Consider the following 24,538-nt stretch of genomic DNA (forward strand, 5'->3'; position numbering starts at 1 on the left):
CCCTCAAGATGAGATTTCCCAGTATGTAAGACCCCTTGAAGACGACGAGGTTGATAGGTTCGGGGTGGAAGCACAGCAATGTGTGTAGCTGACGAATACTAATCGGTCGAGGGCTTATCCTAAACACGTTTACTGTGACCCATACATCCGGTAGACAGCAGCATAAAGGCTTCAGCAAGCCTAATCTTTCGTATCCAGTTTTCAGGGCGTAAACACCTTGAAGGACTTTGGTTGGATCTTTTCTGAGGAGACTCAGGACTGCATTTCAACGAAAAATCCAGTTTGGTGGCGATGGCGGAGGTGAACCACGCGTTCCCATACCGAACACGACCGTTAAGCCCTTCAGCGCCGATGGTACTTAGACCGCAGGGTCTTGGGAGAGTAGGACGCCGCCAAGCACGAGAGACCTATCGCATAATATGCGATAGGTTTTTTGTTGTTTTTGCATGCAGAAAATAAGCATTAATCATATAAATGAATCTGGCTATGTATAAACAGCATGCAAGCGTACCAAGCTAATGGAAAATCAATTTTGCCGAGCACTTGACCTTTTGCTGAAATTGCATATAATAAAATCAAGGTCAAAGAAAGTCAAAGTCAGTTGTCCGAATATTCGGTGTATATTCTGATTTGATTGCAAGACCTCATTAATACCTATGTTTCAACTTTAGTTTTATTGGTTATTTCTCAGGGAGGTTGGTGGTTTGCGTAACATTTCCGATCTCATCGAACAGTACTTGAAGCTTATGCTTCAAGAAAGTCCAGAGGGCGCAGTAGAAATTCAACGCAATGACCTGGCTGACAAATTTTCTTGTGTACCGTCGCAAATCAACTATGTAATTAGTACTCGATTTACCATGGAGAAAGGATACATGGTTGAAAGTAAGCGCGGCGGCGGAGGCTATATCCGAATACAACGGATTGAGCTTCCTGCATTAAAGGCGATTCAATTCCATATCGAAGAAACGGTTGGAGAATGTGTCGATCAAGGTGCAGCGGAAGGGCTTATTTATCAGCTTGAGGAAGCAAGACTTATCACTAAGCGCGAGGGAAATCTGCTCCGTGCGGCTGTGCATCGCGATACCATTGCATTGAAGCTGCCGCTAAGGGATGAAATTCGTGCAAGGTTGTTAAGGTCCATGCTTATCTCATTGTTGGTCAAATAATGACAAACCGTTTATACCGGGAGGAGGGATCAGGCTTGTTTTGCCAAGATTGCGGTAAAAAACCGGCTACGCTTCATTTCACAAAAATCATTAATGGCGAGAAGACCGAATTTCATATTTGTGAAAGCTGTGCTCGTGAGAAAGGCGAAGGCATTCCAGGCGCGCCGAATAGCTTTTCTATTCATAGCTTACTATCGGGGCTTCTTGATTTCGAACAGCTTGGCGGGTCGACGATTACCGGCATCAAGCAGCCAGCGCTGCGCTGCGAGGAATGTGGACTGACCTATACACAGTTTAGCAAAATCGGTCGATTCGGCTGCAGCTCTTGTTATCAGTCGTTCGAAGGTAAGCTTGATCCACTTCTCAAACGTATTCACAGCAGCACCGTACACAGCGGTAAAATACCTAAGCGCTCAGGCGGGCAAATCCAGTGCAAGCGCGAGATTGAACAGCTGAGGCGGGATCTGCAGGAGAAGATTGATCAAGAGGAATTTGAAAGCGCGGCTGAGCTGCGTGATCGAATACGTGAATTAGAGCGCAAAATGGCAGACCTGTAGGCTGGCATAGAAGGAGTGAAGGAACCTCTTGACTAAGCATCGATTCTCACAGCATGCACTCAGCGAATGGATGAAGGACGCAGGTCCTGAATCTGAAATTGTCATTAGCAGCAGAGTGCGAGTAGCCCGAAATTTACGTCATCAGCCTTTTCCATTACTTGCAACAAATCAGCAATCTAAGGATGTCATGGATCAGCTGACTGAAGTTAGCCAGAGCGGCAAGCTGCAGTCAATTGGATCATTTGAGACCATTATTTTGTCAGATTTAAGCGAGCTTGATAAAAGGGTGCTTGTTGAAAAGCATTTAATCAGTCCCAATTTAGCGAACGAATCGCGATGTGGGGCCGTTATTTTAAGCGATAATGAATCAGTTAGCATAATGATTAACGAAGAAGATCATTTGCGCATTCAATGTCTGTATCCAGGTTTCCAAATCCAGGAGGCATGGGCATTGGCCAGCGGAATTGACGATATTTTTGAAGAGTCGGCTGATTATGCATTTGATGAGAAACGCGGTTATTTGACGACATGTCCAACGAATGTGGGCACAGGCATAAGGGCATCCGTCATGATGCATTTGCCGGCACTCGTTTTAACGTCTCAAATCAATCGGATATTGTCAGCTGTTACACAGGTAGGCTTGGCGGTAAGAGGCTTGTACGGCGAAGGCAGTGAAGCGCTTGGGAATTTATTTCAGGTGTCTAACCAAATTACGCTGGGGCAATCCGAGAATGAAATTATTGAAAATCTTTATGGTGTTGCAAGGCAAATCATCGAGCATGAGAAAGCGGCACGGGGACGTCTTATGCATGAGTCGCGGCTGAGGACAGAGGATCGCGTGAAGCGCTCATACGGTATTTTAGCATATGCTTCAATTATGGATTCCAAGGAAGCTGCGCAGCGGTTGTCAGATGTGCGGCTTGGTGCAGACCTTGGCATTTTATCAGATGTAACGCCACAAGTGTTGAATGAACTTTTGGTCATGACTCAGCCTGGATTTTTACAACAAACCTTCGACGAGAAGATGAGTCCAGAGCAGAGAGATTTCAGGAGAGCAGAACTCATACGCAAGCAATTGCGTGGTGAAAAAGGCCATGGGGGTGCGTAAATATGATGTTTGGAAGATTCACGGAGCGAGCACAGAAGGTGCTTGCATTGGCGCAAGAAGAAGCGGTTCGTCTCGGACATAACAATATTGGTACGGAGCATATTTTGCTAGGCCTTATACGCGAAGGGGAAGGAATAGCGGCTAAAGCATTAATTGGACTAGGACTTGGGCTTGAGAAGATCCAAGATGAAGTTGAGGCGTTGATCGGTCGCGGTCAAGAGCAGCCCAACAACATTGCCTATACGCCACGCGCGAAAAAAGTAATTGAGCTTTCGATGGATGAAGCAAGAAAGCTTGGACATACGTACGTTGGCACAGAGCATATTTTGCTTGGTCTCATCCGTGAAGGAGAAGGCGTTGCGGCACGTGTGCTCAACAATCTTGGCATTAGCCTAAATAAGGCTCGTCAACAAGTCCTTCAGCTTCTTGGCAGCAGTGAAGCTGTTTCAAGCAATCACGGTTCGCCAGCGAATGTTAGCACGCCTACGCTCGATGGACTTGCAAGAGATTTAACTGCTTATGCGAAGGAAGGAAATCTGGATCCTGTGATCGGCCGGAGCAAAGAAATTGAGCGTGTAATTCAAGTGCTTAGCCGCCGTACGAAGAACAATCCAGTACTAATCGGGGAACCGGGCGTCGGTAAAACAGCAATTGCCGAAGGACTCGCGCAGAAGATTATCGAGAATGAAATTCCCGAAACTTTGCGTGATAAGCGTGTCATGACGCTGGATATGGGCTCCGTAGTTGCAGGTACAAAGTACCGTGGTGAGTTTGAAGATCGATTGAAGAAAATCATGGATGAGATCCGCCAAGCGGGCAATATTATTCTATTCATCGATGAGCTTCATACGTTGATTGGCGCAGGCGGAGCAGAGGGTGCAATCGATGCATCTAATATTTTGAAACCTGCATTAGCACGCGGTGAACTGCAATGTATCGGTGCAACTACTCTTGATGAATACCGCAAATATATTGAAAAAGATGCAGCGCTTGAGCGTCGTTTTCAACCTATAACGGTTGATCAGCCATCTCCAGAAGAAGCGATTCAAATTTTGTACGGCTTACGCGATCGTTATGAAGCTCATCACCGTGTGAAAATTACGGATGAAGCTATCGTGCAAGCAGTTAAATTATCGGATCGTTACATTCCGGATCGGTTCTTGCCAGATAAAGCGATTGACCTTATTGATGAAGCCGGTTCAAAGGTACGCTTGCATTCTTACACTGTACCGCCAAACTTGAAGCAGCTTGAAAACCGTTTGGAAGATATCCGCAAGGAGAAGGATGCAGCGGTTCAAAGCCAAGAATTCGAGAAAGCAGCAGCACTTCGCGATACGGAGCAAAAAATTCGCGAAGAGCTTGATATTACCAAAAACCAGTGGAAAGAAAAACAAGGCCGTACTGATTCTGAAGTGACACCAGAGGATATTGCTCAGGTTGTAGCTAGCTGGACAGGTATTCCTGTTAGCAAGCTGGCTGAAGAAGAGACGGAACGACTTCTGAAAATGGAAGATATTCTTCATGATCGCATCATTGGTCAAGATGATGCCGTGAAGTCGGTATCCAGAGCGATTCGTCGTGCGCGTGCCGGCTTGAAAGATCCGAAGCGTCCAATTGGCTCATTCATTTTCTTAGGTCCAACGGGCGTTGGTAAAACGGAGCTCGCCAGAGCACTTGCAGAAGCGATGTTCGGAGATGAAAATGCGGTTATCCGTATCGACATGTCGGAATATATGGAGAAACATTCGACATCCCGTCTAGTCGGAGCGCCTCCTGGTTATGTAGGTTATGAAGAAGGCGGACAGTTAACCGAGAAAGTTCGCCGCAAGCCATATTCCGTTGTGTTATTAGATGAAATTGAGAAAGCTCACCCTGAAGTATTTAACATATTGCTTCAGGTGCTGGAGGATGGTCGATTGACTGATTCCAAAGGCCGCGTTGTCGATTTCCGCAACACACTGATTATTATGACTTCTAACGTTGGAGCGGATCAAATCAAGCGTAATTCCTCGCTCGGCTTCACAGCCGTACAGGATGCGGGACGCGACTTCCAGCAAATGAAGGATAAAGTGCTTGGCGAGCTTAAGAAAAGCTTCCGTCCGGAGTTCTTGAACCGTATTGATGAAAGCATCGTGTTCCATTCGCTTGGCGAGGAGCATATTGCTCAAATCGTAACACTCATGTCGGATGAGCTTCGCAAGCGTCTGCGTGAGCAGGAGGTTGACTTCATCTTGACGGATGCAGCAAAAAGCTTCCTTGCGAAGGAAGGCTACGATCCGCAATATGGAGCTCGTCCGCTTCGCCGGGCAATTCAAAAACATATCGAAGACCGTTTGTCCGAAGATTTGTTGATGGGTAAAATCCAAAAAGGCGATACGTTCACAATCGATGAGAAGGATGGCGGTCTAACCGTTACCAAATCGATTTCCGAACAAGAGCCAGAAGAATCCACTACAAAATAAGCATGATAGTAAACTGTCTCGCAATCAGAATAGCTGCTTGCGGGACAGTTTTTATTAATGCAATAAATTGACAATGATAATCATTATCGTATAATAAGGCTATAGCGTTACATAGAATGGAGGAACAACGATGATAGTTGTCACCAATACGATAAAAGTAAAAAAAGGCCACGGGGAGACGGTGGCGAGTAGATTTCAAAACTCCAAAGGCATAGATTTATCGCCTGGTTTTGTGCGCATGGAAGTGTTGTTAACGGAAGGCTTAGAAGAATATGATGAGCTTAAAGTAAGCACGACTTGGGAAACCAAAGCTTCCTTTGAGGGCTGGGTGAACAGTGATTCTTTTCGGCAAGCGCACGCTCATAGAGGCGGGGGACAACAGGGCGAGGCAGGTCAGCAAACGGAAAGTGTGATGCTCGGCTCACAATTGACAACGCATCGCGTTTTGGTTGCTCGGCAAGCTGGAATTGAGCTTAAGCAGCATTAATTCTATTTATTTATCATTTGGAGCTCTAATAAATATTCTGCGTTGTGACTAATCTTTCGCTCTCTTATCCACTGTGGATAACGAGGGCGTTTTTTATGTTGTATTTATAGAAAAAGGCTTTGGGGATATGTTGATGAGTTGTGGACAATGTTGATAACTTGTTCGTAATTCTGTGGATAACAATGAAAAGACGTGAAATGGATAAGCTTAGCTGTGGGAAACGAATAATAAGCAGGTTATCTCCTTTTTTTCATTAACAATGTGGGTTTATACATGGAGGATAAAATGGTAAACTTTATGTAGTGTGATTTTAAGCACAATCGCTAGGGCTGGCATCATTCATTTACGCTGGTTCATAACGTTTAAGGAGTACAGAATGGCCAAAATTAAATCAAAATTTGTTTGTACGGAATGTGGAACAGAATCGCCAAAATGGCTGGGGAAATGCCCCGGCTGCCACGCTTGGAATTCGATGGTGGAAGAGAAAGAAACCGTTGTGAAAACGAAGGGCGTCGGATTGTCGTCGTTTCATGCGAAAGAAAAGCCGCAGTCCATCATACATATAGAAAGTGGGCAAGAGCCTCGTATAGAAACAAGGATGCTTGAGCTTAATCGGGTGCTCGGCGGAGGTGTTGTTCCAGGCTCGCTAATTCTTGTTGGCGGAGATCCCGGAATCGGAAAATCAACGCTGTTGCTGCAAACGTCTCATGCGCTTGCGGTGAAGGGATTGAAGGTGCTCTATATTTCTGGGGAGGAGTCCGTGCGGCAAACAAGGCTAAGGGCAGATCGACTTGGTGCGCTGACGGAATCGCTTTATGTATTATGCGAAACCAATATGGAGCAAATTAACGATGCCATAGAATCAGTCCAGCCGGATTTTCTCGTTATTGACTCCATTCAAACCGTCTACGATCCAAATGTTCAATCGGCTCCCGGGAGTGTATCGCAGGTAAGAGAATGCACGGCGCACTTTATGCGAGTGGCCAAAATTAAAGGAATTGCGACGGTGCTCGTCGGCCATGTTACGAAGGAAGGCGCGATTGCGGGGCCAAGGCTTCTAGAGCATATGGTGGATTGTGTTCTTTATTTTGAAGGGGAGCGCCATCATACGTACAGAATTTTAAGGGCAGTCAAAAACCGCTTTGGCTCGACGAACGAGATTGGCATTTTCGAGATGGGCGAGGATGGACTGCGAGAGGTTTCGAATCCTTCTGAGCTGTTTTTATCGGAGCGTCCGCTTGGTGTATCAGGGTCAACCGTAGTTGCAAGCATGGAAGGCACAAGGCCTGTGCTTGTTGAGCTTCAGGCACTTGTGGCCACAACTAATTTTCCATCCCCGCGCAGAATGTCAACGGGTATCGACCATAACCGTATGGCACTCATTATTGCGGTGTTGGAGAAGCGGAACGGCATGTTTCTACAAACACAGGATGCTTACTTGAACGTAGCTGGCGGAGTTAAGCTTGACGAGCCGGCAGTCGATCTAGCAGCGGCGGTCAGCATAGCCTCCAGTTTTCGCGATGCGCCAACGAAGCCGTATGACGTTATTTTTGGCGAGGTAGGATTGACGGGAGAAGTGCGTGCGGTATCGCGTGCTGAGCAAAGGGTGAAGGAAGCAGAGAAACTAGGTTTTAAACGTGTCATAATGCCAGAGAAAAGTTTAAAAGGGTGGAAACCGCCCGCAGGCATAGAAATTATTGGCGTATCTACAGTGTCGGAAGCACTTAAGGCAGCGCTTGGATAGGGGGGCAGATGATGAAGGAACCTACACAGCTTGAAATTATGAATCAATTATTGCAATTAGTCGCACCAGGCACCCCTTTTCGGGATGGGCTTGAAAATGTGCTTCGGGCGAAAACGGGGGCGTTGCTGGTTGTTGGCTACAGCCCGGAAGTAATGGAAGTCGTAGACGGAGGTTTCTCCATTAATTGCGACTTCTCGCCTAACTATTTGTATGAGCTTGCAAAAATGGACGGAGCTATTATTTTGAGCGAGGATATGCGCCGAATTTTGTATGCGAATACGCAGCTTATACCAAATAGCTCCATTCCGTCGATCGAAACGGGAATTCGGCACCGTACAGCTGAGCGGGTTGCAAAGCAGACAGGCAAGCTTGTTGTATCCATCTCGCAGCGTCGTAATATTATTACTTTGTATCAAGGCAATCTGCGTTATTCGCTGAAGGACATGGGCGTTATTTTGACGAAGGCCAACCAAGCGATTCAAACGCTCGAGAAATATAAAGCGGTGCTTAGCCAATCCTTTACGAATCTTTCAGCGCTTGAATTCGAAGAGCTCGTTACTCTGCAGGAAGTAGCGCATGTTATTCAACGTGTTGAAATGGTGCTGCGCATCAAGATGGAGATCAAGCGTTATGTAAATGAGCTTGGAACGGAAGGGCGGCTCATCAGCATGCAAATGGATGAGCTCGTTGGCGGAGTAGAAGAGGATGCTTGGTACTTACTTAAGGATTATGCCAAAGAAAATTCGGATGAGAAAATACGGGAAATTCGGGCAGGTCTGAAGAAGCTGAGCTCGGATGAGCTGCTTGATGCGCCTCCAATCATCCGTTTGATCGGTTATCCACATACGAGCAACATGAATGATGAATCTGTGTCACCGCGCGGTTACCGCCTGCTGAATAAAATTCCAAGATTGCCGCTCATTATTATGAACAATCTGATTGAAAACTTCGGTCGATTGCCTCATATTCTGATGGCGACAATTGAAGAATTGGATGAGGTTGAAGGCATTGGTGAGGTGCGGGCACGTGCGATTAAGGAAGGTCTAAAGCGGATACAAGAGCAGATGTTCATTGACAGGCAAATTTAAATCCCATACAATGGATTGAATGTGGTCCTGTAACGTGGAGATACATTCGTTAAGGGTTTTGGGGCATAGTAGAGAAGAGGTGGAAAAGATGATCACAAAATCGATACCGAGCCTTCTCACGGTGGGGAACTTATTCCTAGGAGTAATCGCCATCATTCTTGTATTCAATGAAAAACCAGATACTGCGGCTATGATGGTGTTAATCGCCATGCTGCTTGATGGTGTTGACGGACGCGTTGCTCGGGCGCTGAACGTTCAAAGTGAATTCGGTAAGGAGCTGGACTCATTATCCGATGTGATTTCGTTTGGCGTAGCTCCAGCATTTATTATGTATGTAGTTGCTTTTCAAGATCTAAATCCAGCCTTGGCTTGGATCGTAACGGCATTGTTCCCGATTTGCGGGGCACTGCGGCTTGCTCGTTTCAATGTAATATCAAGTGCGCCAGGTTATTTTATCGGTCTTCCGATACCGGCGGCTGGCGGAGTGTTAGCGACATTAGCTTTATTTCAAAATGACATTTATGTATCCGTGTTGCTTGCAAGCACAGTGGTGCTTTCCATTCTTATGGTTAGTACGATTAAATATCCGAATTTCAAAAAGGTCGGTATTCCTAAGAGCGCAGTATGGGTTGTCCCTATTGTTATTGTTGTATCTGTCGTATTAGGTCTATTGTTCAAAAATGACTTATCCAAAATTTTGTTTGTACCGCTGCTTCTATATGCGCTGTACGGCCTAAAAAAAAACGTTGATCGCCGTTTGCCCAAGCGAAACCGCAAGCGGAAGAAACGTGATGAAAACGCAGAAGACCCTGTTCAAACGGAAAAGCCGGCTTAGTAAAATAGCGTTTCAAGCACAGATCTTTGTGCTTGGGCGCTATTTTTTTTCGTTCTTATAGTCCCTTTTAGCAATCTGTTATGGAATAATTTTGAAACTAATCATCTTCCAAATTCGTATTTAATAGGCGGTCAAAAACGAATTCGAATGGAGAAGATGCTGGTTTGAAACGACTATTTAGTATTAAAAAGCCTTCTTTATGGACCAAAACGATTGTTACTGCTGCTTTATCAGTCAGCCTGCTGGCTCCAGCCGTCTATGCGGCTCCCGTGGAACCGAGTGCTGCGCCTGCTCCAAAAGCGTTAAATGCTGAGAATGCGACAACATTTTTAAACGATTTTTTTGCAACGGAACAAATCAAATCGCAATATGTAGGAGCTTCTGTGGTTATTGTGAAGGATGGGAAAACAGTAGCGCAGCGAGGATATGGCTTTGCAGACCTGGAAACAAAAAAGCCGATTGACCCTGCTTCGAGCGTGTTTCGCATCGCGTCAGTGTCCAAGACCTTTACGGCAGCCGCGGTTATGCAGCTTGTAGAACAGGGGAAGATCTCTCTTCAAGACGATTTCACCAAGTATGTGAAGGATTTGAAGTTCGACAACCCGTTCGGCAAGCCGGTTACGATTGAGCATTTACTTACGCATACGACGGGTTTTGAAATACGTGATCCGCAGCCAGAGGATATACATAGCGACTTCAAGAAAATAGTTGAAATTGAAGACTATGTTCGGGGGCATATGCCCTCTGTTGTTCGGGAGCCAGGCAGCGCCTACATGTACGATAACTTTGCGTCGATGCTGCTTGGATTGATCGTACAAAAAGTCAGCGGTTTACCTTTTAACGATTACATGGAACAGAAAATATTCAAGCCGCTGAAAATGGATTCAAGCCGTTTTTTACTTGATAAAAAACTTAAAGAAAATCTAGTTTCGGAATACGACGCTGCGAACGGCAAACATGAATTATACGCAGTTACTCCTACTGTAATGCCGCAAGGGGGAATGTTCTCTACTGCTGAGGACATAAGCAAGTTTATGATTGCTTTCCTGAATGGCGGGTCATCAGAATCCGGCAGCATTCTTAAGCAAGCAACCGTTGATCAGATGAAAACGTATCGCTCTTCGATTCATTCATTGCTGCCGAACACTACTTATGGATTTGAGGCACCTATTCAGCTTCCTGGTGCGGGAAGCAGTTCTTCCGTGATTGCCAAGTTTGGAGATATTGTGGGGACAAGCTCGCTTATGTTCCTTATTCCGGAACAAAAGACAGGAGTATTTATCACGTACAACAAGCTGGGCCCTCTTCGTGATTTCTTCTATCAGTCGTTTATTAAATCGTTTTTCCCGGCGTATGCTGAACCTGCCAAGTTCGACGCATTCACGCCGAGTACGAGTGATTCATTAAATAAATTCACGGGCATTTATACTGACCTACGTCTTGGACAACTAAATACATCAATAGAAGCAGACGGCAAAGGGAGCTTGATGATTTCAGATGCTTTCCTTGGACCGCGTGCACTTAAACAAGTAGATAAAAATCTGTTTGTAGATAGCCTTACGGGTAAATTCACTGCATTTGTGTTAGGGTCAGGCGATGAAGTGCTTTACTTTAAGGAGCCGTATCTGAATCCGCTCGGCTATGGGATGAAACATAAAGCGCCAACCTTGTTTGCTGATATTGCGAAAGACCACCCTTATGAGAAGGCAATCTATACGCTGAAAACATTAGGGCACTACTCCGATATTGAGGATGAGAAATTTAATGCTGAGCAATCAGTCACTCGGGGACAATTTGTTAAGCATCTGATGGAGATTAGCGGATTAAAAGGAAGCAGTACGGAAGTACTCGTATTTACGGATTTGGAAGGCCATTCGGCCGCTGCTTTTGTTCAGCAAGCGTATGAGCTGGGGCTGGTCAAAGGTACAACAACGAATCTGTTTGAGCCGGATCGCAACATTACTCGACAAGAAGCGGCTGTTATGATGTGGCGCGTCTTCTCTCAGCAGTATCCAGCAGAGTTGTTTGAGTCGGTTAAGCTCTCCGGTGAGACTGATAAATGGGCGCTGCCAGCTGTAAAGATGATCGTTAAGCTCGGCATCTATGGACCAGAGGTTCAAGAGCCAGAGAAAGGTGTTTTCAATTACGCTTCTAAGAAAGTTTTGAACCGCCAAGAGGAAGCTGCTATTTTATATTCTCTACTTACACGTCCGTTAGATGTTATTGTTTCTGGATTCATGCAACAGAAGTAGCACTATTAGCGCTAAAAAAGAGGCCTCCCAAAGTGGGAGGCCTCTTGCGTTACTCGGTGCTCGGGAGGAAGAGATAGCTATAGTCTCTTTCCTGCGCGATTCATATGATGCATATTTACGTTAAGTTAAACAGGCCTAAAGTTGAGCATTTGTCGTATTCATCCGCAATAACTTCATCCAGTTGAATGTCCAGCAAATTACATAAAGCAGTCATATAAAACAAGTTGCGGCCAAGATCGGCCTTGAGCGCATCGCGGCAATGCTCGCATACGGCTCCAGTGAGATGACTTTGCAGCGTCGTTTTCGCATTTTCAAGATTTAGTTCGTCCGAGTATTGTTGTTTGCGGGCATTTAGTTCAATACATCCACAGTCTGTGACTGCTTTCGTGACTGCGCGATTTACCGAAGCGCCTGACTGTCCAAATTTGGACATAACATCTAGCAAGCTGCGGTGCCGAAGCAACAATTCGGATACTTGCTGCTGAAATTGATCCAGTGTAGGAGCGCTCATCGGTTCCACCTCTTTCACCAACCTCTTATGTTTTCTTCCTAATATCCATTATAAGCCTCCTATCTCCCTTTTACAAAATGTGAATTATTAAAAATTATAAATGTTTTCAATTAATCCGTGCCCCCACGGTTAGCAATCCAATTATTGGAACATAATTATAGTGGAGGTGAACCATAATGGTTAGACGAATAATTCAAATATTGGGTATGTTGTTCGGTGGTATGGCAGGCGGTGAAGTATACGGATGGATAAATGGAGCGGCCGTATGGTCTGGCTCATCCTTCGGAATGCTACAGCGATCCGGCACTTATTACATGAATGTAGCAATTGGCGCGGTTTTTGGTGTAGTTGTAGCAACGATGGTTGCAGGGCAAGTCATTCGCTATATGCAGAAGGGTGCGGAGCAAACCGCAGCGCTTCCTATGCAGCAGCTGATTGCTGGAGCTGGCGGTCTTCTAGCAGGTTTATTGCTTACTGTTCTAATCTATCCCGCAGTATCGGGTCTAGATGGTATAGGAAGTCTCCTTCCTGCTGCTATGATGTTATGCTTCGGTTATTTGGGCATGCGAATTGGCCTGCATAAGCAGGAGGAGCTGGCAGAAGGCTTTGCAGCTCTGCTGGAGAAACGGAGAGTCGCGCCTGTAAATGAGGCGGGTGGTTACGAGGAGCATAAGATACTCGATACCAGCGTTATTATTGACGGCCGTATTGCAGACATCTGTAAGACTGGATTTATTGAAGGCACGTTAGTCATTCCTGAGTTTGTGCTTGAGGAGCTGCAGCATATTGCTGATTCATCTGATTTATTGAAGCGCAATAGGGGACGCCGTGGACTTGATATTTTGAACAAGATTCAAAAAGAGCTGGACGTAAAGGTTCTTATTTATGAAGGAGATTTTGAAGAAATCGGAGAAGTAGACAGCAAGCTGGTCAAGCTGGCTAAGGCGCTTCATGGTAAAGTTGTTACCAACGACTTCAACTTAAACAAAGTATGTGAGCTTCAAGGCGTGTCGGTGCTCAATATTAATGATTTGGCTAATGCTGTGAAGCCGGTTGTTCTACCTGGAGAAGAAATCATCGTACAAGTGATAAAAGACGGCAAAGAGCATGGACAAGGTGTCGCATATTTGGATGATGGCACCATGATCGTCGTTGAGGGCGGACGTGAATATATCGGGACAACGATGGAAGTGCTTGTAACGAGCGTGCTTCAAACCTCTGCGGGCCGAATGATATTTGCAAAGCCGAAGCTGTTGGAAAAAGCGCAGTAACAAGGTATGATAGTACTATTGTTATAGCGCAAACGGCTAACGTCGACAAAAGACGGCACAAGCTCGTTTCGCAGAGAAACGTAAGTTTATTTATAAGAAGCTAGGTTTATAAATACTTATGTTTTAACTCAGTGTGAGGCGGGTCGAGGCATGGGAGCAGATTGGGGAGTTATCATCGTAGCAGCCGGACGAGGCACGCGGATGGGAACGAAAGAAAGCAAGCAGTATTTGAAGCTGGCGGACAAGCCTATTCTTGTGCATACGCTAGAGCTGTTTCAATCGATGGATTTGGTAAATGAAGTGGTTCTGGTCGTAGGCAGCGAGGACGTGGAGCGTTGCCGCAATTGGGCTTCCCTATATGGCATAACGAAGGTAACCGCTATTGTTGCCGGGGGGAAAGAACGACAGCACTCGGTATACTTAGGTCTGCAGGAGCTGAAAAGCGACTGGGTGATGGTGCATGACGGTGTACGTCCGCTGGTATCGGCGAATGCCGTCTGCGCTTGCTGTTCGCAGGCTGAGCAGAGCGGTGCATCTGTGCTGGCTGTTCCAGTAAAGGATACGATTAAACAAGTCAATGAAGCGGGAGTTATCGTTTCGACTCCGGACCGCCGAAGCTTGTGGGCGATACAAACGCCGCAAGCTTTTCGACGTGTTCTACTGCAGGAGGCGCATGAGCGCGCACTTGCAGAAGAGTTCATTGGAACAGATGACGCAATGGTTGTAGAGCGCATGGGCGCAAGCGTTACTGTTGCAGAAGGCGAATATACGAATATTAAAATTACGACGCCTGAAGATTTGCCGTGGGCGGAATTTTTGCTTGCGAAGCGTCATGCCGATAGGGCAGAGGGGAAAGGTGAGCAAGGATGATTCGAGTTGGAAATGGATTTGATGTGCATCAATTGGTAGAAGGCCGTCCGTGCATTATTGGGGGAGTAACGATTCCTTATGAGAAGGGACTTCTAGGTCATTCTGATGCGGATGTTCTGTTGCATGCAATAACGGATGCAATACTGGGCGCGCTTGGACTTGGCGATATCGGCAAACATTTTCCGGATACAGATGCCGCGTTTAAAGATGCAGACAGCTTAAAGCTGCTGGAGGAAGTATGGAAGCTTGTGCGTGAGCGCGGATATAAGCTTGGGAACATTGATTCCACGATTATTGCTCAAAAGCCCAAAATGCTGCCATATATTCCGCAAATGGCTGAAATTATAGCGAAAGCGCTTGAGGCTGATGTAACACAGGTGAATGTGAAAGCAACGACAACCGAGCAGCTTGGATTCACAGGACGCGGTGAAGGAATTGCAGCGCAATCCGTTGTCTGTCTAATCAAGGATGTGTTATGATCGGGAGTATTCATTAATCAGCATATGCTTGCGAGACTAGATTTTGCTTCGCAAAACTTTACCTGTATATGCTTACGAAGCCAGTTTGTGCTTCGCAAAACTTTACCTGTATATGCTTACGAAGTTAGTTTATGCTTCGCAAAACTTTAAGGAGGTTATTTATATGACTGCAGAAGTTCGTGTACGTTATGCCCCATCTCCAACGGGTCATTTACATATTGGAAATGCAAGAACGGCCTTATTCAATTATTTGTTCGCGAGAAACCAGGGCGGTAAATTTATTATTCGGATCGAAGATACGGATGTAAAGCGCAATGTTGAGGGCGGAGAAGAGAGCCAGCTTAAGTACTTGAAATGGCTGGGCATGGATTGGGATGAGAGCATCGATATTGGCGGCGGGTACGGACCTTACCGTCAGACTGAGCGTCTAGATATATACAACAAGTACTGGCAGGAACTGCTTGATCGTGGTCTTGCTTATCGCTGCTACTGCTCGGAAGAGGAGCTTGAGAAGGAGCGGGAAGAGCAAACGGAGCGCGGCGAAACACCTCGTTATTCCGGACGCCATCGCAATCTGACGGAAGAACAGCGCCAAGCATTCGAAGCGGAAGGACGTGTGCCGAGTATTCGTTTCCGTGTACCGGAAAATCGGACTTATGCTTTTGACGATATCGTAAAAGGCTCAATCAGCTTTGATACAACAGAGATGGGCGATTTCGTCATCGTGAAGAAGGACGGTATCCCGACTTATAACTTCGCTGTAGTACTGGACGATTATTTGATGAAAATCAGTCACGTATTGCGTGGAGAAGACCATATCTCGAATACGCCGCGCCAGTTGATGATTTATGAAGCTTTTGGCTGGGAAGCTCCAAAATTCGGCCATATGACGCTAATCGTGAATGAGCAGCGCAAAAAACTAAGTAAACGAGATGAATCCATCATTCAGTTTATTTCGCAGTATGACGATCTCGGTTATTTGCCGGAAGCGATGTTTAACTTTATTACATTGCTTGGATGGTCGCCAGAGGGTGAACAGGAAATGTTTACTCGCGAAGAATTGGTTAATGTGTTTAATCCTGAACGTCTAAGCAAAAGCCCTGCCGTATTCGATACGCAGAAGCTTAGCTGGATGAACAATGAATATTTGAAAAAAGCGGACTTGAACCGTGTTGTTGATCTTTGCCTGCCACATTTGCAAAATGCGGGTCGAGTCGCTGCTGAACTTGATGCAGAAGGCAGAGCCTGGGTGACTGCACTAGTGGCGCTTCATCAGGACAAACTGCGTTCCGCCTCAGAAATCGTTCCAATGACAGAGCTATTTTTCCGTGATACGGTAGAGGATGAAAGCGAAGCGGTAGAGGTTCTTGCCGAGGAGCAAGTGCCAACTGTTTTGCAGGCCTTCCTGTCAAAAATCGAAGCGGGAGAAACAGCCTTTGAAGTGGATGGCATCAAAGAGATGATCAAAGCTGTACAGAAGGAAACTGGATTTAAAGGCAAGCAGCTGTTCATGCCGATTCGTGCAGCCCTTACTGGACAAACGCATGGTCCTGATTTGAATCAATCGCTTGCTTTGCTAGGCAAAGATAAGGTTGCTGATCGTCTGCGCGCGCGTTTGGCAGGATCTTTAGCTTAATTCTTGTAGATGAGAGTATGCATAATGCCCTTGTCACATTTTTGGGTATTCGGTATACTATGACTAATAAATGAATGAATCAAACGGCCATGAACAGGAGAAGTACGTTTGCTTGTGGATTCGCAGAGAGGACAACCGTCATTCGAGTCGGAGTCGCATCACAATGTGACTATGAGGAAACGTAATGGGGCTGCAAGTTGTCTGGTCCGCCGAACGGAAATATGCACCTGGGAGCTTTGTTCCGAGCTGTGTCAGCAGGTAATGCGCAATGATGAGGATGGCGGCGACGCTTAATCGGCAATATTGGCATATATTTGTCTGGACAGGGTAGGCAGCAACGTATCGTCTGCGTTAAAGACCTTAAGGTGAATAAACTTCAGCGAGGATAGCTGTCGATTTATTCAAGCAGAGTGGAACCGCGAGATCACACGCCTCTGCAGCATATTATGCTGCAGAGGCTTTTCTTTTATTAGAAATTTATGAGCGTAGGAAAAAGGGGCATTGTTTATGTTTCGTCATTTTCGATCGGACATACTAGCTGTTTTTGAGAATGATCCGGCTGCTCGCAGTCGCTTCGAGGTTATTTTCACCTATTCAGGTGTGCACGCTATTTGGGCGCATCGCATTGCCCATCCCTTATACCGTAGAGGTTGGTATACTACAGCGCGCTTGATCTCCCAGGTTAGCCGCTTTATGACAGGCATCGAAATTCATCCAGGTGCTCGTATCGGCGAGCGATTGTTTATCGATCATGGCATGGGTGTCGTCATTGGTGAAACCTGTGAGATTGGTGATGATGTCGTTATTTATCAGGGAGTAACTCTTGGCGGAACGGGTAAAGAAAAAGGGAAGCGTCACCCGACAATTGGCAATAATGTAGTTATTGGCTCAGGAGCGAAGGTGCTCGGCTCATTTCAAGTGGGCGAATTTTCTAACATAGGATCAAACGCGGTTGTACTCAGAGAGGTTCCTGCCAATTGTACGGTAGTTGGAAACCCGGGACGCGTGGTCAAAAGAAACGGCGAGCGTGTAGGCGATCGACTTGATCATACGAAGCTGCCCGATCCGGTCATCGAAATGTTCCGTACAATGCAGAAGGAAATAGACGAATTAAAATCCGAGCTCGATAAGCTTCGGAATCCTGTAGCTGGAGGAGAAATACGAAAATGACAGTATCCATTTATAATACAGTATCGCGGCTAAAAGAGCCTTTTGTATCGCAAGAGCCAGGTAAGGTGAAAATGTACGTTTGCGGACCAACCGTTTATGACTACATTCATATTGGAAACGCTCGTCCGGTTATTTTCTTTGACGTTGTTCGCCGTTATTTGGAGGATGTAGGTAATGAAGTTCAATATGTTGTTAACTTTACAGATGTCGATGATAAGCTGATTCGAAAAGCAGAGCAGCTTGGTACGACAGTCCCTGAAGTAGCGGAGACGTTTATTGCAGCATTTTATGCAGATATCGAATCGCTGGGTGTTCATAAGGCGACACTTAATCCAAGGGTAACGGAGCATATTCCGCAAATCGTTGCGTTTATTCAAGGCTTGATAGATAAAGGCTATGCTTATATGAGTGATGGAGATGTTTATTATCGTACGTCTGCATTCGCGGATTACGGCAAGCTCTCCCATCAAAATATTGAAGAGCTTCAATTCGGTATTCGAGTAGAGATTGGCGACCGCAAAGAGAATCAACAGGATTTTGTATTATGGAAAGGCGCTAAGCCGGGCGAAATCAAATGGGAAAGTCCTTTCGGCGATGGACGCCCAGGCTGGCATATCGAATGCTCGGCTATGGCTCGCGCGTACCTTGGGGATACTCTTGATATCCATGGCGGCGGTCATGATTTGCAGTTTCCGCATCATGAATGCGAGGTTGCGCAATCGGAGGCGCTGACAGGCAAACCGCTGGCGAACTATTGGATGCATAACGGCTATATTCATATAAATAATGAGAAAATGTCCAAATCGCTAGGCAATGGCATTTCGGTGCATGAGCTGGTGAAGCGGGTTAAACCTCATGCGATTCGTTATTTTATGCTCTCTACACACTACCGCAGTCCACTCAATTTCAGTGATGACACGGTTGCGCAAGCTGAGAACAGCGTCGAGCGGATTGCAAACAGTGCAGCGAATTTAAAGCATAGGCTTTCATCGTTTGAAGGCAAGCTAAATGAGGCGGCAGGAAGTGGCAACGGACTTGTCCCTTCTGGCGACGAAGCGCTGGATGCAAGACTAAAAGTGATTCATGAACAATTCCATGCCAAAATGAGCGATGATTTCAACACCCCTGACGCGATTACAACGGTGTTTGATTTGGTAGCTGAGGCTAATCAATATTTGAATCGTGCAGACGCCTCTGCTGAAGCGATTTATGCTTTGCTTACATTGTTTGAGCGTATGGATGCTGTACTTGGCTTGCTGCCGCAGCAACAAGCGGACGCTGAACTGCTGGATGCGGATATCGAACAGCTTATAGTGGAGCGGACCGAAGCTCGCCAGTCCAAAAACTGGGCTAGAGCGGATGAAATTCGTGATTTGCTCATAGAGAAAAACATCGTCCTTGAGGATACACCGCAAGGTATCCGCTGGCGGCGTAAATGAGCGAGCATATCGATACGAACCGCTTGCTCTTTTACCCGCCGTCCAAATCGCCGCAGCTAATGAACCCGGTCGTTCTCGCTTATATGGGCGATGCTGTGTTTGAGCTTCTTGTAAGACAATATTTTATTTCACTGCCGAATCAGAAATCGCATCACCTTCACCGTGAGGCAACAAAATTTGTTTCTGCCAAAGGACAAAAGAAAACGTTGGATCTCTGGCAGCCGCATTTAACCGAGGAGGAGGCGGACATAGTCCGCCGAGGCCGCAATTCAAAATCGGGAGCGCCTCCCAAAAACGCTGATTTAGCTGATTATCGTCTAGCAACAGCGTTGGAGAGCTTGGTTGGCTATCTTTATTATGAAGGCCGAATCGAAAGAATACATGAACTATTTGCCATTGCAATTAAGAAGCATGAGAATCAACAAGGCTCATGAAGCTATTTTGTAAATGAAAAAATAAAGGAGGGTTACCGATGACAGAAGAAACGATTCAAGATCAAGATGAAATGATAGCCGGTAAACATCCTGTGCTCGAAGCACTGCGTTCCGGACGAGAAATTAATAAAATATGGATTGCTGACGGTGCTCAAAAAACGTTGACGCAGCCCATTGTAGCGGAAGCGAAGAAATCCGGTATCATCGTACAGTTTGTCGACAAGCGGAAACTCGACAGCTTAGCCCCTGGAGTTACACATCAGGGAGTTGTCGCACAAGCAGCGGCATTCGCTTATGTGGATGTTGAGGACATTCTGGAACGAGCAAAACAACGGGATGAGGTTCCATTTATTTTGCTATTGGATGAAATCGAAGATCCTCATAATTTGGGCTCTATATTGCGGACAGCGGAATGTACAGGCGTGCATGGCGTTATCATTCCAAAACGTCGTGCAGCAGGGTTGACGGCTACGGTGCTTAAAACATCTGCGGGTGCTGCTGAGCATGTGCCGGTTGCACGCGTTACTAACTTGGCGCAAACGATCGATAGGCTGAAGGAAGCGGGCGTATGGGTAGCGGGAACTGATGTAAGTGCAAAGCAGGATGTTTATAAAATGAAATTCGACATGCCGCTGGTTGTCGTTATAGGCAACGAGAGTAAAGGCATGGGAAGACTTATTAAGGAGAAATGTGATTTTCTCGTTAAACTTCCTATGCTTGGTCAGTTGAACTCGCTAAATGCTTCCGTTGCAGCTGGTGTTCTTATGTATGAGGTCGTTCGGCAGCGCCGGAGCATTTAGGTTATGAACCGGCGCGACGATATTTTATTAGTCGACGGTTATAACATAATTGGCGCTTGGCCGGTACTCGAGAAGCTGAAGGAACATGATCTGGAAGAAGCGCGGGATAAATTGCTCGATTTAATGGCGGATTATCAAGGTTTTACAGGAATGAAAGTGTATGTCGTGTTTGATGCGCATCAGGTGCCTGGATTAGGCGCTACTTACAGGCACCACAGGCTGACTATCGTGTACACAAAAGAGAAGGAAACAGCTGATGAATGCATCGAGCGTTTATGCTCGGAGCTGTTCCTCAGACGTAGAAATATATATGTAGCCACTTCGGATTTGGTCGAGCAGCATGTGGCATTCGGCAAAGGTGCGCTTCGTGTATCGGCACGGGAATTGCTTATTGATATAGGCCAGAATCGCAAAAATATCGAGCAGACACTCCGTGAGGAACAGCCGGGAAAACGGAATTCAGTAGACGGCAGAATTAGTTTAGAGGTTCGAAGCCAGCTGGAGAAGCTTCGGCGCGGAGAGAAATAAAAGATTGGAAAAGCGATAATCTTCAAATAGATATAGAATGATTTACTCGGGTCGTTCCACTAAGTTACAAAATTCCCAGTATATCTGTGGTTGTCGGGGCTCAGATTGGTTGACGGTGTAAGGTTACATAATGTATACTGACTCTATTATTAGCGATAAGAACGTGTTGATTTTGTTCAGTATACATTCTTATCTTTCGACGTGAAACGCTGCTTGAGCTCAGACTTTGAGTTCAATCAGATAGGTTTGCGTGAATAAGAATCTAGCGGTGTACGCCTTGCAGGCCGGAGGGATAGTTCGTGAGTATCGACCTCAAAGAATGGAGTACGCTCGAGTATGACAGCAGTACGGACGAGGATATCGTCGAAGCGGTCCGCAATGGTGATAGCATAGCGTTGGAATATTTGATAAACAAGTATAAGAATTTTGTGAGAGCCAAAGCGCGCTCGTATTTTCTTATCGGTGCGGATCGTGAAGATATCGTGCAGGAGGGTATGATTGGTCTTTATAAGGCAATTCGAGATTTTAAAGGGGACAAGCTAGCAAGCTTCAAAGCCTTTGCTGAATTGTGTATAACCAGGCAAATTATTACCGCAATCAAAACAGCCACGCGTCAGAAACACATTCCGCTAAATTCCTACGTTTCGCTAGATAAGCCCATTTATGATGAAGATTCGGATCGCACACTGCTGGATGTCATTTGTGGTACGCGAGTATCTGATCCAGAAGAATTAATTATTAATCAAGAAGAATTCATTGGCCTTGAAGATAAGATGTCCGAAATATTAAGCGACCTTGAACGCAAGGTGCTTATGCTTTATTTGGATGGAAGGTCCTATCAGGAAATTGCTGTTGATTTGGATAGACATGTGAAATCTATTGACAACGCTCTTCAAAGGGTGAAACGCAAGCTCGAACGATACTTGGAAGTCAGAGACATTAGCGGCTAGCCGCATTTATACGTAAATCATTTTTACGAGGACTGTCTTCCATCTGGCGGTGTCTAGGTGGAATATACGGTCCTTTTAGTTTTAAATGGACAAAAGTAGACTATAATGGTAGATACGAGACCGATGGCGCTTTTGTTTCCAATCATTCACAGGCTTAACACTTATCTTTTACATTGACATCAAAATTGCTGTATGATAAAGTGTTTAGGTAGGCCTAAAATCGAGGTTTTATTTCGTTTTGGCGTTGGAATCAATGAACTTTCATATAGAGCTTCATGATTCGTATTTTGTAGCAGTTCGGGAGGTGTAATTCAATGCGGGTAATTATCACGTTGGCATGCACAAACTGCAAACAGAGAAACTATGCGAGCAGCAAGAACAAACGCAATCACCCCGACCGCATCGAGTTGAAGAAGTTTTGCAAGTTCTGTAACGAGCAGACTCCTCATCGCGAGACGAGATAGTCAATTGGAGGTGTGAACGTGGCATTTTTGGCTAAACTAAAGCAAAGCTTTGGTACAACGTTTAGTTTTTTTGCCGACAGCTGGGCGGAACTTAAGAAGGTTCGCTGGCCAAGCCGTAAAGAGTTGACAAGCTATTCGATCGTGGTTTTGCTCACGATTACGCTTGTGACTATTTACTTCTGGCTTCTTGACATCGGGATCTCGTCTCTGGTTGAACTCATTGTTTAAGAAGGGTCCAAAGGTGGATTTGTGATGGAAAAAAGATGGTACGTCGTGCATACCTACTCAGGTTATGAGAACAAGGTGAAAGCCAATTTGGAACGCCGTGTTGAATCAATGGGCATGGAAGATAAGATTTTCCGTGTGCTTGTTCCTATGGAAGAAGAAGTGGTAGAGAAGGATGGTAAGAAGAAGACTGTCCAACGTAAGGTCTACCCCGGATATGTTCTTGTGGAAATGGTTCAAACCGACGATTCATGGTACGTTGTTCGAAATACACCAGGTGTAACTGGATTCGTAGGATCAACAGGTTCCGGTTCAAAACCGATTCCTCTATTGCCAGATGAGGTTGAGCAAATACTCAAACACATGGGCATGGAAGAACCAAAACCGAAAATCGAGTTCGATTTGAAAGAAACGGTTCGCGTCAAAGTGGGTCCTTTCGCAGATTTTGTTGGTACAGTAGAAGAAATTTTGCTGGACAAAGCGAAGTTGAAGGTTCATGTAAACATGTTTGGCAGGGAGACCCCGCTAGAGCTGGATTACACTCAAGTGGAAAAGATATAATATCTGGTTTCCGAACCCACTGGGTTAAACTAGTGGAGGTTTGGACGCGAAATAGCAATGCCCCCTTGCGGAGGCGGATGCTATTTACGCATGGAATAAAGGGTTAGGAGGTGTGTCAGGCATGGCAAAAAAGGTCATCAAGATGGTCAAATTGCAAGTTCCTGCAGGTAAAGCAAACCCAGCGCCGCCGATCGGTCCAGCACTTGGTCAAGCAGGCGTTAACATCATGGCGTTTTGTAAAGAGTTTAATGCTCGTACCGCAGATCAAGCAGGCTTGATTATTCCGGTTGTTATTACAGTATTTGAAGACCGTTCTTTCACTTTCGAAACAAAAACGCCGCCGGCAGCAGTATTGCTTCGCGTCGCAGCTGGTATCGAAAAAGGTTCAGGCGAACCGAACAAGAAAAAGGTCGCTACTGTAAAACGTGACAAAGTTCGCGAAATCGCTGAGCAAAAAATGCCGGATCTTAACGCAGCGTCTGTAGAATCAGCAATGCGTATGGTTGAAGGTACTGCTCGCAGCATGGGCGTAACTATTGTTGACTAATACCGCGAGGTAGCTTGCTTTGCGTTAGCTTCGGCTTTCGCGAGTGGGAGGATCATCCCTAGGAGGATTTTCCGCTACAACCACATGAGGAGGAAATTACAATGGCTAAACAAGGTAAAAAGTATGTAGAAGCTGCTAAGCTATTTGATAGCGAAGCAACTTACGAGCCTCTAGAAGCGATTGAGCTTGTTAAGAAGGCTGCAACAGCTAAATTCGACGAGTCCGTTGAAGTAGCAGTTCGTTTGGGTGTAGACCCACGTAAACAAGACCAAGCTGTTCGTGGCGTAGTTGTACTACCACACGGCACTGGTAAAACAAAACGCGTTCTCGTTTTCGCAAAAGGCGAAAAAGTGAAAGAAGCGGAAGCTGCGGGTGCTGATTTTGTCGGCGATGCAGACATGATCAACAAAATCCAACAAGGCTGGTTTGAATTCGACGTTTGCGTAGCAACGCCGGACATGATGGCTGAAGTTGGTAAACTTGGACGTATCCTTGGTGGTAAAGGCTTGATGCCGAACCCTAAAGCTGGTACAGTAACGTTTGACGTTGCTAAAGCCGTTCAAGAAATCAAAGCCGGTAAGATTGAATACCGTCTTGATAAAGCAGGTCAAATCCATGCGCCAATCGGTAAAGTATCTTTCGATGCTGAGAAACTCAACGAGAACCTCAAATCATTGATCGATGCACTTAATCGTGCTAAACCGGCTGCGTCAAAAGGTGTTTACCTGAAAAACATTGCCGTTTCTTCAACAATGGGCCCTGGCGCTCGTGTTTCTACAGCGGCTTACCGCTAAGAAGAACGGAACTAAATTCGAATACGCATACCGTAGACAGTAGGTGCCTTAAGGCTTAATTTCCTACCGAGGTGTTATGATAAAACGTTTGTAAGCAACATTCGATCCTTTAGGGTTGATGCGCGATAACGACATCATGGCCTTCGCAGTGTCTGCGAAG

25 protein-coding genes, 2 rRNA genes and 1 other annotated feature (1 of these 28 cut by a window edge) are annotated in these 24,538 nt (G+C 45.8%); of the genes, 26 read left to right on the top strand and 1 reads right to left on the bottom strand.

The features are described from left to right. The 11 genes from AB4Z45_RS27980 to AB4Z45_RS28030 form a co-directional block, all read left to right on the top strand. A 23S ribosomal RNA gene (locus AB4Z45_RS27980) occupies positions 1 to 122 on the top strand; the annotation flags it as partial. Positions 123 to 281: 159 nt separating this feature from the next. Then, positions 282 to 398, top strand: a 5S ribosomal RNA gene (gene rrf / locus AB4Z45_RS27985). 306 nt (positions 399 to 704) lie between these two features. Further along, positions 705 to 1,166: a CtsR family transcriptional regulator gene (locus AB4Z45_RS27990; protein ID WP_339205306.1), complete on the top strand. Its 462-nt coding sequence runs from the start codon at positions 705 to 707 to the stop codon at positions 1,164 to 1,166. Between the two features lie 35 nt (positions 1,167 to 1,201). Further along, entirely contained in the window at positions 1,202 to 1,723 is a 522-nt protein-coding gene (locus tag AB4Z45_RS27995) for a UvrB/UvrC motif-containing protein (RefSeq protein ID WP_076271458.1), read from the top strand. 28 nt (positions 1,724 to 1,751) lie between these two features. Further along, entirely contained in the window at positions 1,752 to 2,831 is a 1,080-nt protein-coding gene (locus AB4Z45_RS28000; protein ID WP_441912726.1) for a protein arginine kinase, read from the top strand. Between the two features lie 2 nt (positions 2,832 to 2,833). After that, entirely contained in the window at positions 2,834 to 5,293 is a 2,460-nt protein-coding gene (clpC, locus tag AB4Z45_RS28005; protein ID WP_339205304.1) for an ATP-dependent protease ATP-binding subunit ClpC, read from the top strand. A 130-nt stretch (positions 5,294 to 5,423) separates the two neighbouring features. After that, the gene (locus tag AB4Z45_RS28010) at positions 5,424 to 5,780 is read left to right on the top strand and encodes an antibiotic biosynthesis monooxygenase (RefSeq protein WP_076271455.1); all 357 of its coding nucleotides are present in this window, start codon (positions 5,424 to 5,426) and stop codon (positions 5,778 to 5,780) included. Between the two features lie 376 nt (positions 5,781 to 6,156). After that, a complete protein-coding gene (gene radA, locus AB4Z45_RS28015) occupies positions 6,157 to 7,524 on the top strand; it encodes a DNA repair protein RadA (protein WP_076271454.1) in 1,368 nt (455 codons plus the stop codon). Positions 7,525 to 7,535: 11 nt separating this feature from the next. Continuing rightward, positions 7,536 to 8,612 (top strand): DNA integrity scanning diadenylate cyclase DisA, encoded by a 1,077-nt coding sequence (disA, locus tag AB4Z45_RS28020; RefSeq protein WP_076271453.1) that lies wholly within the window; start codon positions 7,536 to 7,538, stop codon positions 8,610 to 8,612. An 88-nt stretch (positions 8,613 to 8,700) separates the two neighbouring features. After that, positions 8,701 to 9,447 (top strand): CDP-diacylglycerol--serine O-phosphatidyltransferase, encoded by a 747-nt coding sequence (pssA, locus tag AB4Z45_RS28025; protein WP_076271452.1) that lies wholly within the window; start codon positions 8,701 to 8,703, stop codon positions 9,445 to 9,447. A 164-nt stretch (positions 9,448 to 9,611) separates the two neighbouring features. Further along, on the top strand, positions 9,612 to 11,699 hold the full coding sequence (locus AB4Z45_RS28030; protein ID WP_441912727.1) for a serine hydrolase: 2,088 nt from the start codon (positions 9,612 to 9,614) through the stop codon (positions 11,697 to 11,699). A gap of 115 nt (positions 11,700 to 11,814) precedes the next feature. On the opposite strand, the gene AB4Z45_RS28035 is transcribed toward AB4Z45_RS28030, so the two are convergent. Further along, positions 11,815 to 12,210: a hypothetical protein gene (locus AB4Z45_RS28035; protein ID WP_054025352.1), complete on the bottom strand. Its 396-nt coding sequence runs from the start codon at positions 12,208 to 12,210 to the stop codon at positions 11,815 to 11,817. Positions 12,211 to 12,386: 176 nt separating this feature from the next. Between AB4Z45_RS28035 and AB4Z45_RS28040 the strand changes: the two genes are divergently transcribed. The 15 genes from AB4Z45_RS28040 to rplA all read left to right on the top strand — a co-directional run bounded on the left by AB4Z45_RS28040 (position 12,387) and on the right by rplA (position 24,378). Further along, positions 12,387 to 13,481, top strand: a complete 1,095-nt coding sequence (locus AB4Z45_RS28040) for a PIN/TRAM domain-containing protein (RefSeq protein ID WP_441912728.1) — start codon at positions 12,387 to 12,389, stop codon at positions 13,479 to 13,481. Between the two features lie 150 nt (positions 13,482 to 13,631). Continuing rightward, positions 13,632 to 14,351, top strand: coding sequence for a 2-C-methyl-D-erythritol 4-phosphate cytidylyltransferase (ispD, locus tag AB4Z45_RS28045; protein ID WP_441912729.1), 720 nt, complete (start codon positions 13,632 to 13,634; stop codon positions 14,349 to 14,351). Next, positions 14,348 to 14,830 (top strand): 2-C-methyl-D-erythritol 2,4-cyclodiphosphate synthase, encoded by a 483-nt coding sequence (gene ispF, locus AB4Z45_RS28050; RefSeq protein ID WP_441912730.1) that lies wholly within the window; start codon positions 14,348 to 14,350, stop codon positions 14,828 to 14,830. The genes ispD and ispF overlap by 4 nt, the downstream gene beginning before the upstream one ends. 163 nt (positions 14,831 to 14,993) lie before the next feature. Further along, positions 14,994 to 16,466 carry a glutamate--tRNA ligase gene (gltX, locus tag AB4Z45_RS28055; RefSeq protein WP_076271447.1) on the top strand — a complete coding sequence of 491 codons (1,473 nt, stop codon included), beginning with the start codon at positions 14,994 to 14,996 and terminating at the stop codon, positions 16,464 to 16,466. Positions 16,467 to 16,973: 507 nt separating this feature from the next. Further along, positions 16,974 to 17,636 (top strand): serine O-acetyltransferase, encoded by a 663-nt coding sequence (cysE, locus tag AB4Z45_RS28060; protein ID WP_076271445.1) that lies wholly within the window; start codon positions 16,974 to 16,976, stop codon positions 17,634 to 17,636. Further along, positions 17,633 to 19,075, top strand: a complete 1,443-nt coding sequence (gene cysS / locus AB4Z45_RS28065; protein ID WP_441885595.1) for a cysteine--tRNA ligase — start codon at positions 17,633 to 17,635, stop codon at positions 19,073 to 19,075. Before cysE ends, cysS begins: the two co-directional genes overlap by 4 nt. Continuing rightward, positions 19,072 to 19,509, top strand: a complete 438-nt coding sequence (locus AB4Z45_RS28070; RefSeq protein WP_441912731.1) for a Mini-ribonuclease 3 — start codon at positions 19,072 to 19,074, stop codon at positions 19,507 to 19,509. The genes cysS and AB4Z45_RS28070 overlap by 4 nt, the downstream gene beginning before the upstream one ends. A 38-nt stretch (positions 19,510 to 19,547) precedes the next feature. Next, positions 19,548 to 20,309 carry a 23S rRNA (guanosine(2251)-2'-O)-methyltransferase RlmB gene (gene rlmB / locus AB4Z45_RS28075; protein WP_076271442.1) on the top strand — a complete coding sequence of 254 codons (762 nt, stop codon included), beginning with the start codon at positions 19,548 to 19,550 and terminating at the stop codon, positions 20,307 to 20,309. Between the two features lie 3 nt (positions 20,310 to 20,312). Next, a complete protein-coding gene (locus tag AB4Z45_RS28080) occupies positions 20,313 to 20,837 on the top strand; it encodes an NYN domain-containing protein (RefSeq protein ID WP_339205296.1) in 525 nt (174 codons plus the stop codon). 299 nt (positions 20,838 to 21,136) lie between these two features. Further along, positions 21,137 to 21,787 (top strand): RNA polymerase sporulation sigma factor SigH, encoded by a 651-nt coding sequence (gene sigH, locus AB4Z45_RS28085; RefSeq protein WP_053373882.1) that lies wholly within the window; start codon positions 21,137 to 21,139, stop codon positions 21,785 to 21,787. A gap of 314 nt (positions 21,788 to 22,101) precedes the next feature. Beyond that, positions 22,102 to 22,251, top strand: coding sequence for a 50S ribosomal protein L33 (gene rpmG, locus AB4Z45_RS28090; protein ID WP_015847242.1), 150 nt, complete (start codon positions 22,102 to 22,104; stop codon positions 22,249 to 22,251). 18 nt (positions 22,252 to 22,269) lie between these two features. Then, the gene (secE, locus tag AB4Z45_RS28095) at positions 22,270 to 22,479 is read left to right on the top strand and encodes a preprotein translocase subunit SecE (RefSeq protein WP_053373883.1); all 210 of its coding nucleotides are present in this window, start codon (positions 22,270 to 22,272) and stop codon (positions 22,477 to 22,479) included. Between the two features lie 24 nt (positions 22,480 to 22,503). Continuing rightward, entirely contained in the window at positions 22,504 to 23,037 is a 534-nt protein-coding gene (gene nusG / locus AB4Z45_RS28100) for a transcription termination/antitermination protein NusG (RefSeq protein WP_054025341.1), read from the top strand. Between the two features lie 121 nt (positions 23,038 to 23,158). Beyond that, positions 23,159 to 23,584 (top strand): 50S ribosomal protein L11, encoded by a 426-nt coding sequence (rplK, locus tag AB4Z45_RS28105; RefSeq protein ID WP_054025340.1) that lies wholly within the window; start codon positions 23,159 to 23,161, stop codon positions 23,582 to 23,584. 101 nt (positions 23,585 to 23,685) lie between these two features. Then, positions 23,686 to 24,378 carry a 50S ribosomal protein L1 gene (gene rplA / locus AB4Z45_RS28110; RefSeq protein WP_076271440.1) on the top strand — a complete coding sequence of 231 codons (693 nt, stop codon included), beginning with the start codon at positions 23,686 to 23,688 and terminating at the stop codon, positions 24,376 to 24,378. Between the two features lie 12 nt (positions 24,379 to 24,390). Further along, positions 24,391 to 24,538 (top strand) — a sequence feature (ribosomal protein L10 leader region); it runs 18 nt beyond the window's last position.

It is taken from the genome of Paenibacillus sp. MCAF9, from assembly GCF_052114265.1.
Lineage (GTDB): Bacteria > Bacillota > Bacilli > Paenibacillales > Paenibacillaceae > Pristimantibacillus.